The sequence below is a fragment of the Pontibacter burrus genome, from assembly GCF_010686685.1.
Classification (GTDB): Bacteria; Bacteroidota; Bacteroidia; order Cytophagales; family Hymenobacteraceae; genus Pontibacter; species Pontibacter burrus.
In genome coordinates this window covers 263414-277209 of record NZ_JAAGWD010000003.1, presented here as the reverse complement: position 1 = coordinate 277209, position 13796 = coordinate 263414, and the positions used below count along the sequence as shown (strand labels likewise).

Here is a 13796-nt window from a genome sequence, read left to right as displayed (position 1 = left end):
CTATAAAACCTCCTTTAATAGGTTTTTAATAGTTTGGCCTGCACTACTCCAGTTTAGTCTTTGCGTATATTCGTTGAATGATGACAGCGCTAATTCCTGATATCTGCGATTGTCTGTAAAAACCTGAAGTATGTATTCAGCATAGGCATTATCAGAAGCTTCCAAGGGAAAAAGTTTACCATTTACCTCATCTTTGATTACAGTTGGAATACCACCAACTGCTGTGGCAATAGCTGGAACGCCAAACGAATTGGCTTCACAATAAACCAACCCGTAGGCTTCCGCCCGTGATGGCACAATTAAAAAATGACTCTTAAGTAAGAGTTGATTTAAAAAAGTTCTGCCTTCGCAAGTAGCCTTACTTATAAAGCCATAATTTTTAACAAAAGTAGGTAGTTTACGCACTGGTATATTTTGTATACCCGCCACATGCAACGTAGTTTTTAAACCTAACTGATTAAGCCGCTCAGCAACGTTTATTGCTAAAGCCCCTCCTTTTCTCTCCCAATCTACGCCTATAAATAGCAGATGGCATTCAGCTTTAGACCTTTTGGTTATCGCTAGATTTATTTCGCTCAAACTATAGTTATGTTCAATGTTCGCTCCAAATGGCACCACTTTTATCTTTCCAGGGTCAACCAAGTAATGATCAGTCGCTGATTTGGCGGCCCAGTCAGATGCAAAAATTGCCAGTCTAGAAGTAGATAGAGCTTCTTGTTCAAGAAGATTACCCTGAACTATAGTTTCAGTACATAGATTTTTGAAGTCATCATAATAATTCAGCATTCCTGCAAAGGTTGCATCTGTGTAAAACACCTTTGGCTTATTAGTTTTCAGCAGAGCTAAAGGAAGTGTTCCTGGAGAAAAAAGTATATCAGAATTGGATTTTAAAGATGCTTGTACCTGACTGGCGTAGTTAGAAGCAACATACATGCTTCTTTCTGGTTGAAACCTTTTATTAATTAGTTTATATATATGCTTCTTTAATTCTAATGACGGAGACAGGCCGTATCGTAAGTTTCCTACAAAGTCCAGCTCTATGTTCTGTGCTCTAAGCGCATTTGCAATATTGTAACCAGAACCTGACCAATTTAGAACATCCATTGAGTCATATGAAGTGACGTATGTGACTCTCATCCTTAAGATACATTAAGAGAAGTATAACTATAATCTCTGTTATAGGTCAGGTAAAAGTTTTTATACCATAGCTCCAGAGACAAAAGAATAAAAAGATGTTTATGGTAGTCTTTTTTATTATTTCGGTGCTGCTCCACCATTTTTGAAATAAAACCCCTATTAAAATATGTCCTGCTAAAAGAATTTTCACTATTAATAATATCTAATAATGTGGCAGATAGTTCTGATCTCAGCCATTCATGAACTGGTGTCTCAAAACCTCTTTTTTTTCTATTTATAATTTGAGTGGGTAAAAAGTCTTGAGCTGCTTTGCGATGAATGTATTTCCCTGTGTGGCCGTTAAGTTTAAATTTTTCGGGCAATGACTCTATAAAGTTTACAAGGTCTATATCCAAATAGGGCACCCTGTTCTCGATGGAATTAGCCATTGTTAATTTATCATTAAACAACAACAGATTATCAGGTAACATACTCCGTGTATCTATAAAAAGAAGTTTTGATAAAGAAGATCCGGTAGGATCTGCATGGGCATAGTGATTGGCAAAAAACAACTTCTGATCCTGTCCAATCATATCAAGCAAATCATCCTGATATAGTTTTTTCTTTAGATCGGGAGTAAATAAAGTATAAATAGCGACAAACCTGTCTATTTCATTTTTAAAGCCAGAGGAGTAAATCCCCCTATCAATTGTGCTGCTATTGGGTAAAATTTTACTCAGATATGTTAAAGGAATTAATGATAGTAACTTATGATATTGGGAAATGAGTTTTTCGCCTTTATACCGTTTATAACCTGCCATGGGCTCATCCGCACCTTGCCCACTCAAAACTACCTTAACATGCCGTGAAGCTAACTGTGAAACGAGTAATAATGCCGGAATGGTAGGTTCAGCAATTGGCTCTTCAGTATGGTAAAACGAACTATAAAAATAGTTTAGATATTGCTCTTTATTCATCACAACTTCATAATGTTCGGATTGAATAATAGAAGCTGTTGAACGTGCATCGTCTAATTCATTATAGTTCCCTTTCCCTTCAAATCCTACTGTAAAGGATTTTACCTTATAAGTAGAGTGCTTGCTCATAAAATGACCCAGAACTGCGGAGTCTAAACCACCACTTAGCAATAACCCCAGTGGTACATCACTCATCAACTGGCGATTAACTGCTTGTTCTAACAGGTATTTATATTCAGCAATCGCATCCCGTTCGTTTATGTTATAGTTAATAACTTGCTTTTTAGGCCAATAATTATGAATATTTATTTCTCCCGAACAGTCGTACTCAAGATAAGTAGCTGCTTCGAGCTTATTAATCCCGTCAAAGAGTGTTTGCGGCGCAGGATTATACCTAAAGGTGAGAAAAGTATTAAGAGCTGGCAGGCTAATCAATTTTGAATAGCATTCATTACTAACTATAACTTTTATTTCAGAACTAAAAATAAGCTGATGAGTCGTAGCATAATAGTATAATGGTTTTACTCCGAAATAATCTCTGACTAGATAAAGCTTGTCAAGTACTGTGTCTAGGTAAGCAAAAGAGAAAATACCATTAAAGTCGCTAACTCCAGTAATGCCATACTTAATCAGGAAATAAAGTAAAGTTTCAGTATCTGAATTTCCTTTAAAAGTTACACCTCCTAATTTTTTCCTTAACTCAAGATGGTTATAAATTTCTCCGTTAAAAATCAGGTAATACCTACCACATTCTGAAACCATTGGCTGATTACCAGCTTCGGAAAGCTCTACAATAGCAAGGCGCGTATGCCCTAAAACAACAGTATTATTGCACCAATAAATTTTTGATATACCCTTAGCGTCAGGGCCCCTATGATTAATCATTTCTAAATCTGCACTGTCTAACGCACAGTTTATACTTCCAGCAATGCCGCACATAAGCTAAAATTTTAAGGATTAAGCATTTTTGAGGAAGAACAAGGGTCAGTTTCTTCGTTTGGTTGAGTTATGATAGCAGCATAATTCTGAATGCAAACCTGCTTCTTCAAATAAGTGAGTGGATGTAATGACGTACTGAGTTAATTAATTCATCTGATGCATAATTCTTTAGCTGGTGCATACTTCTTAAATTACCTTTAATCATGTGCTCTAGCTGTAGATTCAAATCTTTTACTTCGTATGCCACGCGTACATATTTTAATCTGTCAAATGCTTTTGCAGTTGCCAGCTGATGATCATTTCTGTGTTCTCCGTATCTAGATAACCGGGGCATAATCAACAAAGGTTTTTCGTTCATTAGTGCTGATATGATAGTACCCATTCCAGCATGGCCCACTATCAGTTCTGCATCCTGAAATAACCGGTTAAAATCTTCCGGTTCTAAAAAATTATATGTTTCCATATGCCGCACTTTATAAGCGGAATTGGCTACCTGTGCCACTATGTTCTTTCCTTTTAACATAGGACATAAATCATCCATCGCTTTTACCAGCCGATCAAAAGGCTCTTGTGTACCTGTTGTTAAAAATATCATCCTATCACACTTCCTTTATACTTTATTTTTGAAGTCGCTAAGTCAGGCCATTGTGTATACGTTCTATTAGCGAATAATAAAGCAATGCGGCCACTAAGCGAAAGCTTCTCAACATTCGCAATACTATCTATCCAAATTGTCTTAGCACCAAGTAGTCTACCTGCTATTACTGCCATAAGTCCGGGAGCAGCGCCAGTTGTAATTATAACATCAGGTTTAATGATATAAAGTAGCCCCAACACACAAAAGCACACCTTTAATAACTTCAGTTTATTCCATCGGTTTGCATCAGGAATCACATAGAAAGGACAGTTCTTTACAGTCTGTGAAAAACTTTTATGTGTTGAAACAAAAACTATTTCGTTTTCTTCGAAGGCTGGCAACAACCGTAGCAGTTGTACCCAATGCCCTCCAGCAGATGCTATAGCTAATACTCTCATACTATAACATGTTTACATAATTCTCCTCTTCAGTAGGCTCTTCTTCAATAATCAAATTAGAATGCCTTTCTCTATTACCAGCGATCTTGTAATATAAGCTATGTAGTTGCTCGGCTATTACAGAAAGGTCAAATTGCTCCTTAATCTTGATCTTATTATTAATCGAAATCTGATCAATAAGCTGCGGCTCCATGCGCAGATGGTTTATACACTTACATAGGCCTACTATATCACCTGGTTCAATTAAAAAGCCGTTTGCTTCGCCAACCAGATCAGTAATTCCACCAACATTACTGCTTATGATAACTTTTCCAACTGCCATCGCTTCAATTAAAGCTATTGGCAATCCTTCAGAATATGATGGCAGCAAAACTGTGCTTACTTTGCTGAAAACCTTTAATTTCTGATCCTCATTAAGCCAGCCCAACAAACTAACATTGTCCTCGAGATGATATCTTTGGATTATATTCTGAACTTCTTTTAAATCTCCGTCTCCCGCGAGATAAAACATCAGTTCGCGCTGATTTTGTTGGTTCACCAGAATATCAATAGCTTCGAGGAGGTCATATATACCCTTTCGTTTACACAGTCTGCCTAAGAACAGAAAACTATCATGGTTATATATGTTTAACTCGGCTGAGAGCAACTTACTGGTATCTACACCATTGAACAGCACCTGAACATCGATATCAGGGAACTGATGCTTAAAGAAGGTTCTCCAATAGTTTGAAAGAACCAATACTTTTGTACACTTAGAGAGTGTATATTTAATATAGCTCTTTACCTGATGATTAGCATTTTTGTAATAACTATCGAAATCAGCTCCATGAATGTGTATAACAATCGGTTTTTTTAGTAAGCGACTAATAAATACAAATACACTTTTCCTAAAAATACTAGTATCTGAGGCGACATGAATATGAACTAAATCTACCTTTTCTGCGAAAAGTAGTTTTAATACAGCACTGAGAAATATTATTACTTTGGTAATCCCTCCCCCCTCTACATGAGATACTATATGTTTGTAATGGATGGGTTTACATAAAATTCTATGATTTATTTGGCTATGTATAACTGTAGCCATACCACCCTTAGACTTAGTTATACTTGGGCCAATTACTATGACATTTAAAGGTAGCATACAGTAAATAGTAAAGGTAAAGGTCAATGCAAATTACCCCCAGGTTTATATAGAAGAATATAGTTTGAGGCTGTTCAATAAAGCTTTTGTATTTGAGCTCTTATGATGATTATATGTACTAGGCCCAGCTCAAAAAGTTTAACAATATCATGAATAATTTAGCTTAATCGCTGCCAAATTTAAACTCAGCATGGTAATTCAAAGCCATTTTATAAACATGAATTGCCAAATCTTTGAGTACTATAAGACAGTTCTAAGAAGCGTATTGCTGTATTTGTGTCTCCGGCTGTGATTTTTGGTTTATATGGGATTTCAAACTATAATAAAACCCTAAAATGAAAGCAAGTAATGTTATCGTGTGGACAGATACTATATCTATCCCAAAGAAGGAAATAAAGAGAAGATTTGTGATATACAGGACGCCTAGCATAAAGAGTGCCTGATCTTTGTTTGAATAACAAATGCGAAGGCAGGACCAATAGAAATACAAAAAAGCTGCAATACCTACTAATCCAAAATGTACAAGTAATAAAGACCAGGTAATATCTGATGTGTCTACTTGAATGATATCACCATATTCAGTAAGCAAACCTATATTAAATGACAACTGTTTTGTTAACGCTGAATCTTCAGTTAAGAAGCCGATACCAAAAAGCGATTTAAGTACATCTGCCTGAACATAGTAAAGCCTTTCCATAAAATGTAGTCGCCTGAATTCGGTAGTTGAAATGTCTGATAAGTTAGCATACTGAATAATCGTGGGAGTCACTTCATTAAAAGACTCTGATAACTTTACAATCCCTTTAAAAAACCTCCCTTCAAAAAAATAATTTATGCAAAAAAATGCCACAACAATGGCAACGCTTGAGGCAGTAACTTTAATGAGGTTCAGTTTATTCTGTATGATCAGGAAAGTGAAATAGCAAATGGGTATTGAGAGAATCAAATTCCGATGCTGCGATAGAACTATAGCAACTAAGTTAATTGTTAAAACAAGGTAGTGATATCTTAAATTTAAACTAGATTTTCCGACCAAAAGAGCTAGCGTAACAGGCACTAGAAAATACGGAAGGTTATAAAACCTAATTAGCCCCCCTCCTTCATCTGGTAGTAACTCGGGAGCACCGGCAAGTATGCCATGCCCTAATAAAGGCTGCAGGCAAAATAGAAACGAGGCTAAAGTGGTAAAATAAGTTAGTAAGCGGAATACCTTTATAAAATCAGGTGTTGGGAGATTTACAAAAGGGAACAGTAACAGAAAAAATATATAGTTCCGAAACACCCTTATGGCCACCTGGACCTCTACACCTACAAATAGCAGATTGTAAAGTAATAAAAACAATAAGACACCACTGTATAACGCAATGCCATTTCGGTCTTTCCAGATTGTTAAATTTAAAATGATCCGTGGCTCAACAACAAGTAGTAATATCAGGTAAACGAGCGCCCAATCATATGTCTTTGTTATCCCTATGGTTGACAGAACCATTAGGTCGGTGGGTACTAGTTGAAACCCACCAGTTACAATAAAAAAAACAAGAAAAACTGACAGGTATCTTTTGGAAGACTCCCAGTACAGGTAAACAGCAAGAAGCATAATACCAAATCCGATCATCTTTGTATTGCATAATTAAACCATACTTACTTTCAAAGCTGCTTAAAAAAAACCTGTTTTGATTTTTGTACAACTTCAAAAAAAGAATGCTTGTTGGCCTTAGCAAACAACATTGTCAAGGTAATCTTCTCTTTATTTAGAAAGTAAGTAAAGAGAAGTGCTATTAGAATTTCTGTCAGCAGGTAGGTAATTGAAATTCCTATGGCTCCCCAAACATAGCCTCCCAGAATGTTCATAAATAAACCGCATAATGCTCCGTATAAAATTACTTTCTGAAACAGATTGTCCAACTGTAAATTTATCATCACTTGTAATCCTAAAAACTGACTATAGATAACAACTAAAGGTATAAAGGATAGAATACGCAGCATAGCTACAGAACCTGTGAATTCTTTTCCAAACAACAAGTTAATTAACAGTGGGGCTAGCAGGCTACATAGCACACAGCAAACTGCCCCAACCAGCAGCACAACTGGAAATGTGTATTGCACCCACTTTAAACCCTCTTGTTTTGAGTATTTGAATCTTTGGCCGATAAATGGGAAAAGTGCCTGTGAAAAAGGAACACTTATACAGGCCTGAAGCAATGCCATTATTTTAAGAGCGGCAGCTAATAATCCTACACTTTTATCATTCTCAAAGAAACCGATTATGATAATATTTGCTGTAGTATAGAGATTGATAATGAATAATGAAACGAAAACCTTCTGACTGCTTCTAAGTCTGATCAGCAAGTTGTGAAATGTGGTCTTAACTAATTTTATCTGGTAAGTATAATGCGTTCTGATTAGAGCAATAATACCTATTAAAATTTGTGAGCCGCTAAGAAGAAGGGCATAAAGGATATAATCTTTTTCAGTTGTGATCAGGGTAAGCACAGCAATTGTAAAAACAACTTTGGCACCCAAACTATAAAATGCTAAAATATAGTTGTCCTGAAAGCCTTGAAACAGCCAAACAGGAGTGATGACATAGGCCAGACAAATAAGAAAGGAATAGAGGCTAAGCGTGAGTTCTGAATTGAGTTGCGGTATAAAACAGACTAGTGCCCCAAAAATGAGAAGAGTTACACAAAACAAAATTGATTTGCTATAAAACACCTCTGAACAGAGCCTATGTAGTGCTTTCTGATCATCTTTAACCAAGATTACGTCCCTTGTTGCCGTAGTATCAAATCCATAGTTTATGAGTATGACACAATACGTTACAAAAGCTCCTACAAAGTTTATCACGCCAAATCGCTCGGGGCCTACTATTCTGGTAAAATAAGGGATGCTTAGCAATGGCAGCGCATAATTAGCTACTTGAATGAGTAGTAAAGAAACCAGATTACCCGTAAGCTTTCGTACAGAACTATTTGATGTAACACTGTTAATAGATGCCACAGGCCTTCCTCCCTTTGCAATAATGTTGTATTAACGCTATCTAAGCTTACTGAACCAGAGTAAATTGTGTTCTTATACAACTTATCCTTTATCATAATCTCTTTTATGTGGCATTTGCTTTAAAATATTTGTCCTTGTAAATATCTATATTGCCGTACCCGTAGCCAAAACCATAACCTTTTACAAAGCCTCTAACACCTACTCCATTAAATACTATTGCCATGTTCTTTAATATCTTCTTATTACTTTGATTAAAGCTCTGAAGTACATTTTTTGGCGTGTGTGCATGTCGAAGAACAAGTAATGTAATATCGGAAAACTCAGAGAGCAGAAAGGCATCTGACACTAAATCTGCCGGAGAGCTATCCATCAGAATGTAATCAAATGTATTTTCAAGGCTACTAAATAACTTTTCAATGCGCCCATTAAGAAGTAGCTCAGTATTATCTCCTAAGCTTCTCCCAGCTGGCAAAACATATAGATTTCTGAAACTGGTTGGATGTATTAACTCATCCAGGCCTATTTCGTCTTTCAGGTATTCAATTACACCTGGCAATCTATAATAATTGAACTGCACTGAAGTATTTGGATTTCTTAAGTCTAAATCAATTAGCGCTACTTTTTTACCAGAAGAAGCCAGACTATAAGCCAAATTAGTGCTGACAAAACTTTTACCCTCTCCTGGTATACTGGATGTGATCAATATTTTCTTCTTGCTGAATTTGCGCCCGTAAAGACCCATTGTTGTCCTGAGTTGACGGAACTGTTCTATTACGATTACATCAGATGGCGCTACAAAAATCTTGTCTTTCCTGAGTTTAACTTTTGACAACTCACCAACTATAGGCGCTTTAGAGTAAGCTTCAATTTCGGATCTGAACATTATTTTATTATTGAACAACTCTTTGCCGGTAACAAAAGCAAATCCAAGTGCAACAGCCAGAGCCAGAGCCACAACATAGACTTTTAATGGACTGGGGCTAACAGGCCATATAGAAGACTCCGCCATATCGACCACCTTACTGTCCGCTTCAGTTGGGGCATATGATAAAGCTGCTTCTTCTCTTTTTTGAAGCAGGAAACTATAAACGCTGTTTTTAATTGCCTGCTGCCGGCTAATCTCAAGAAGTTCCTGTTCCTGTTTAGGTATCGTCTGGAGTGCAGAACTATACTTCCCCTTTGCTGAGCTTAGCCTGAGGTTCATTGCCTTTAGATTCTCACGCTGGCTTCTGATGTTCTCTAAAATGCTTGGTCTAATTTTCTCAATCTCTCCGGAAACAGATGTTAGTAGTGGATTATTCTCAGCTGTAGTTTTACTAAGTCTCTGATATTCAATTTCAGTATCATATAACTTCTTCAGGAGTTGTGTTAATACGGGGTCTTCAACGCCTAAAGTTGCTGGCACAATGCCTGTATTGGATTCTTTATTTAGAATATATCTTTCTACCTTATCCAATACTGCTAACTGTACATTAATATCTGCTATCTTCTGGTCATTATCGCTTACACTCTGCAAAAAGACCTTACCCTGTTCACTTAAGTCAACAATTCCTTCAGCAGACTTATACTTCTGTACCTGATTCTCCAACGCACCAAGCTCTTTTTCTACAAACTTTATTCTGTCTTCAATAAACGTCAGTGTGTTTGCAGCCAAAAGATTACGGTCTGTAATGGCAATTTGATGATAAGAATGGATTAACTGATTTAATATGTCCTCGCCCCGTTCACGTACATGATCTTTGATGTGTAAATTGATAACCGTTGAAACTTTACTAACAGGCGTAACATATAATTCCTTAAGCAACACATCAGTTATAATCTGAGGATGTATGAAATAGAAGTATAGAGGCCCCCGAGAACTTTTTAAATAATTTGAGTTTGGCAGGAACATTACTTCACCAAATGGTGCTCTTACCCATTCATTAAGAGGGTACTTCTTCTGGTTGACTGTAACTTCTTTTCTTAAGGAGTCATACGTAAAAAAATAAGCTGGTATATTATCGAGGTCTTGTGTAAGCTTATCGGGGTACTTTAGTTTAACTTCGATAGGTGAAGAAATGTAAGCTGAAACCGACTTAAACTTTTTCTGCTCCATTACAGGGGCATACAAGTTTAGTTCTGTTACAACTTTAGACATTAGAGCTCTGGAATGGATGACTTCTATTTCATTTTCTACAATTTTTTTAGAAGCAAACATGTTTATCGACTCCGTCATCCGAGGGTCATCTACACCTTTATTTTCGTCATTAATTATCAGAGATGCGGTAGCTTCATATAATGGTTCTGTGTACTTAAGATAAGCCCAGCCTGCTGCTAATGAAAGAGAAAGAAGAATGACAAATACAGGCCAATAAGGAAAGAACTTATACCTGATTATATGAAATAAATTCTCTTCTTTATTTAAACTATCTAAATCCATACACTCTGCGCCTATCTTGTTAAACGATCTAAAACGATGGCACCAAAGGAAAGACCACTAAAAATGATAGGAAGCCACTGATTAACTCTACCTGTGCTTTCTATCTTCGATTTATTAGGTTCAACATAAATAATGTCGTTTGACCTAAGGTAGTAGTAAGGTGATGTAAAAAGTACATCCGATGTTAGGTCAATTCTTCTAATTACTTTTTTACCATCTTCTTCTCTGATGAGCATCACATTATCTCTTTTAGCATAAATGGTCATATCACCAGCTAAACCTAATGCTTCTAGTAGAGTCACTTTTTCGTTTGGTATGGTCAGGACTGAAGGGTGAGCTACCTCGCCGAGAACGGAGACTTTATAATTGAGGTAACGAACATTAACTATAGGATCTAATAGAAGCTTTCTACGGACTAGTTCTGTGGTAATGTAATTTTTAAATTCTTTTTTAGTTAAGCCTGCGGCTTTTACATTACCTAAAAAAGGAAATTGTATGTTGCCATCCTGGTCTACTAAATACCCAGACGCTTGTGTAACGTTACCTGCTACTGTAGGAGCCTGCGTGGCCGTAAGATTGGGCATATTAAACACAAGAGAAGCTTCAGGATTTAAACTACTGATAGAGATGCTTAGCAAGTCGTTTTTCTGAATAACTGGGTCCAAGCTATTTGCAGTGCCTATGTACTCTTTATCACTCACATTATTAAAGTAAATAGCATGTCTTGAACTTCCGCATGAGCATAAAAACAGCAGAATGACAAATAGTGGAAAGCTGTGTTTGTAGAAATAAGTCATATAGATTGAACAAAAAAGCCCTATTCTTTAAATTCTTTAGAACACCCCACTTTAACTATAGCTGGCAAAGCTTAAGACTGAGTTACAATTCAAAGCAAACCAACATATTACTGTTTTTACTTTATATCTTACAAAAAGTTTAATTATTTATAAGCAATATTATATTCAATGCTGGATATGTTGAATTAGCAAATTTGTATATGGTAGGAAGTTTAAGAACTAGACTGTAGACCTTATTATATAACTTGAAGGGATAATCAATTGAAATTAAGTTGTAAGCAATTCAGTATATTCCTGAATATGACGCTCAGCGCATCTCTTGATGATATACTCTGTTTCAACAATTTGTTTCCCCTTTAGCATAAACTCATTCATTTGCCCTTCTTTATACATAGCATACATCAACTTTAATTGCTTAGCACAGTTATCCGGCTGGCCATTTTCAAAACTAAAGCCACTATAATTCCTTCTTAATATCTCATCCGGACCACCCCCACTTGATACGAGTACTGGTAAGCCCGCTGCAACTCCTTCAAGCACAGTTAAGCCAAAGCCCTCTATTCTGGATGGCTGTACAAGGACGTTAAAATCAGATAGATGTTGATATAGCCATTGTTTCTCTCTATTGCCTTGAAAGTGAACTTCCTGCTCTAGATTTAACCGTTTTGTTAGTTCCTTTAAATACTTACAAGAGGGTCCATCTCCTACAAAATCAAGCCTGACAGGTACCAATAAATCAGCTTTGAGTAAAGCTAACGCCTCTAATAATATATCCTGCCCCTTTATTTCATGGTCGAGTCGGCCAACTTGGACCAAGCTGAAAGGGTTGCCTTCACCTAATCTATAATCAGACCTGCGCTTGAAAGAGTTTATGTGAATGCCATTGTAAATGGTTTTTGAATTTCGAACCACCCGTGTTGCAATATCACTCTTCACAGCATCTGAAATAGCTATCAGTAAATCGTAACGATGTAAGTTATTAGCAGGAATTCCAATGGTATGAAAAGTAAATACAAGTTTAGCGTTAGGTAGCCTAATCAAATTGCCCATCTGCGCATCATGACAATGAATGATGTCAGGATCTATTTTATTAAGTAAGAAATTAAGGCGTAGTATAGGAAAAGGATTTCGACTACCTTCTTTCCTGTTTATGAAGTAAATTTTAGCTCGCTTGTTTATCTGCAACATTAAGCTTTCACTCCATTTGCTATTAACGATTACCAGCGACACGTCGTGTTCATCACACAGTTCATTAATAAGATCAACTATAAGCATCTCAGCACCTCCTGTATTGAAGCTGAACACACAATGCACTATTTTCATAACTATAGCTTAATGGATAACACCGATTTACACCGTTAACAAATGTGCAAAACTTGGAATTACAATAGGTACCCTACTCTACTAAAGCCCCTTTACTATTTTGATTCTTCAAATATGCTCTAACTATAGGTTTTAAGTACTTTCGGGCAAGGTGCCTTGGAAGCTTTAGTAGGGAAAAAAAGATGAGTGGAAAGTTTGCCCAATAATTCTGAGTCTGATAATTATAGATATCCGCCATAGAAGTATAATTTCCAAACCACTTATAGCTTCTGATCTTATAATTTAGGATAGCACTGAAAAAATGCGTTAGGTATATCAGATCAAAATTACCGTATCTGAGTTGCAGCACAGTATTTTCTAAATCTTGTAACTGGTAATTACTACTTAAGTTATCTGCTGTGCCCTCTAAATAAGTTCCTAACTCTTTATTAACTTTTACTAAGGGGCTAACCCTAGAAGCTCTAATTTGGAAATCTAAATCAGAAACTAATTTAAACTGTTCATCAAAATACCCGATTACTTTGTGTAAGTCTTTACGCCACAAAGGAAACGGACCTATATAGTGTTGGCGTAAAAAGTCATCAGGTTTATCGTGAAAGTCGGGTACTACCACATCTACACCTGTTGTGTTGCCATAGTAGTTTACAATCTTATAGTTTCCGTACACGATAGCGGCATCAGTTTCTTTCTCTAAAACAGCCAATTGCTGCTGTATAGAATCCGGACGCCTGATGTCATCGATGTTCCATATAGTTATGTATTCTCCTCTTGCTGCAGCTACTGCCCTATTCCAGGAACTGTACAAAGGCTCTCTACCGACTTTTAAATGCACAGTTTCGATCATTGATACTGACTCTTTAAAGTTTTCAAGAAGTATAAGTTCAGTTTCTGTTGGGTCATTATGGACAAGAATCCACTCACATTCCCATGGGTTGCTCAATTTAGACAAGTGATACAGGAAGGATTCAAGATATTTTTCGCCTCTGTATAGAGAAGTAATTATCGAAACTTTTATTGCATCCATAATACTACAGTGAGATTAAGAGACG

11 protein-coding genes are annotated in these 13796 nt (G+C 36.5%); all 11 read right to left on the bottom strand.

What is annotated here, in order from left to right; translation table 11 throughout:
- The 11 genes from GXP69_RS08605 to GXP69_RS08555 all read right to left on the bottom strand — a co-directional run bounded on the left by GXP69_RS08605 (nt 1) and on the right by GXP69_RS08555 (nt 13771).
- A complete protein-coding gene (locus GXP69_RS08605; protein ID WP_204281965.1) occupies nt 1–1104 on the bottom strand; it encodes a glycosyltransferase family 4 protein in 1104 nt (367 codons plus the stop codon).
- Nucleotides 1105–1139: 35 nt separating this feature from the next.
- Nucleotides 1140–3032 (bottom strand): asparagine synthase (glutamine-hydrolyzing), encoded by a 1893-nt coding sequence (gene asnB, locus GXP69_RS08600; protein ID WP_163914403.1) that lies wholly within the window; start codon nt 3030–3032, stop codon nt 1140–1142.
- Nucleotides 3033–3138: 106 nt separating this feature from the next.
- Nucleotides 3139–3627: a glycosyltransferase gene (locus tag GXP69_RS08595; RefSeq protein ID WP_163914402.1), complete on the bottom strand. Its 489-nt coding sequence runs from the start codon at nt 3625–3627 to the stop codon at nt 3139–3141.
- Nucleotides 3624–4067: a glycosyltransferase family protein gene (locus tag GXP69_RS08590; RefSeq protein WP_163914400.1), complete on the bottom strand. Its 444-nt coding sequence runs from the start codon at nt 4065–4067 to the stop codon at nt 3624–3626. Before GXP69_RS08590 ends, GXP69_RS08595 begins: the two co-directional genes overlap by 4 nt.
- Before the next feature lies 1 nt (nt 4068).
- Nucleotides 4069–5208: a glycosyltransferase family 4 protein gene (locus tag GXP69_RS08585; protein ID WP_163914398.1), complete on the bottom strand. Its 1140-nt coding sequence runs from the start codon at nt 5206–5208 to the stop codon at nt 4069–4071.
- 253 nt (nt 5209–5461) lie between these two features.
- Nucleotides 5462–6823 carry a hypothetical protein gene (locus GXP69_RS08580; RefSeq protein WP_163914396.1) on the bottom strand — a complete coding sequence of 454 codons (1362 nt, stop codon included), beginning with the start codon at nt 6821–6823 and terminating at the stop codon, nt 5462–5464.
- Nucleotides 6824–6855: 32 nt separating this feature from the next.
- Nucleotides 6856–8208, bottom strand: coding sequence for an oligosaccharide flippase family protein (locus tag GXP69_RS08575; RefSeq protein WP_163914394.1), 1353 nt, complete (start codon nt 8206–8208; stop codon nt 6856–6858).
- Between the two features lie 103 nt (nt 8209–8311).
- The gene (locus tag GXP69_RS08570; protein WP_163914392.1) at nt 8312–10627 is read right to left on the bottom strand and encodes a GumC family protein; all 2316 of its coding nucleotides are present in this window, start codon (nt 10625–10627) and stop codon (nt 8312–8314) included.
- 11 nt (nt 10628–10638) lie between these two features.
- Complete coding sequence (locus GXP69_RS08565; RefSeq protein ID WP_317164576.1) at nt 10639–11328, bottom strand: polysaccharide biosynthesis/export family protein; 690 nt, start codon at nt 11326–11328, stop codon at nt 10639–10641.
- Nucleotides 11329–11691: 363 nt separating this feature from the next.
- Nucleotides 11692–12747: a glycosyltransferase family 4 protein gene (locus tag GXP69_RS08560; RefSeq protein ID WP_163914390.1), complete on the bottom strand. Its 1056-nt coding sequence runs from the start codon at nt 12745–12747 to the stop codon at nt 11692–11694.
- Nucleotides 12748–12820: 73 nt separating this feature from the next.
- Nucleotides 12821–13771 carry a glycosyltransferase family 2 protein gene (locus tag GXP69_RS08555; protein WP_163914388.1) on the bottom strand — a complete coding sequence of 317 codons (951 nt, stop codon included), beginning with the start codon at nt 13769–13771 and terminating at the stop codon, nt 12821–12823.
- Between the last annotated feature and the right edge of the window lie 25 nt (nt 13772–13796).

Excerpts from the sequence above, each read along its gene's own strand:
- GXP69_RS08560 (WP_163914390.1), bottom strand. The coding sequence starts at position 12,747 with ATGAAAATAGTGCATTGTGTGTTCAGCTTCAATACAGGAGGTGCTGAG.
- GXP69_RS08570 (WP_163914392.1), bottom strand. The coding sequence starts at position 10,627 with ATGGATTTAGATAGTTTAAATAAAGAAGAGAATTTATTTCATATAATC.
- GXP69_RS08605 (WP_204281965.1), bottom strand. The coding sequence starts at position 1,104 with ATGGATGTTCTAAATTGGTCAGGTTCTGGTTACAATATTGCAAATGCG.
- GXP69_RS08580 (WP_163914396.1), bottom strand. The coding sequence starts at position 6,823 with ATGATCGGATTTGGTATTATGCTTCTTGCTGTTTACCTGTACTGGGAG.
- GXP69_RS08595 (WP_163914402.1), bottom strand. The coding sequence starts at position 3,627 with ATGATATTTTTAACAACAGGTACACAAGAGCCTTTTGATCGGCTGGTA.
- GXP69_RS08555 (WP_163914388.1), bottom strand. The coding sequence starts at position 13,771 with ATGGATGCAATAAAAGTTTCGATAATTACTTCTCTATACAGAGGCGAA.
- GXP69_RS08585 (WP_163914398.1), bottom strand. The coding sequence starts at position 5,208 with ATGCTACCTTTAAATGTCATAGTAATTGGCCCAAGTATAACTAAGTCT.
- asnB (WP_163914403.1), bottom strand. The coding sequence starts at position 3,032 with ATGTGCGGCATTGCTGGAAGTATAAACTGTGCGTTAGACAGTGCAGAT.
- GXP69_RS08590 (WP_163914400.1), bottom strand. The coding sequence starts at position 4,067 with ATGAGAGTATTAGCTATAGCATCTGCTGGAGGGCATTGGGTACAACTG.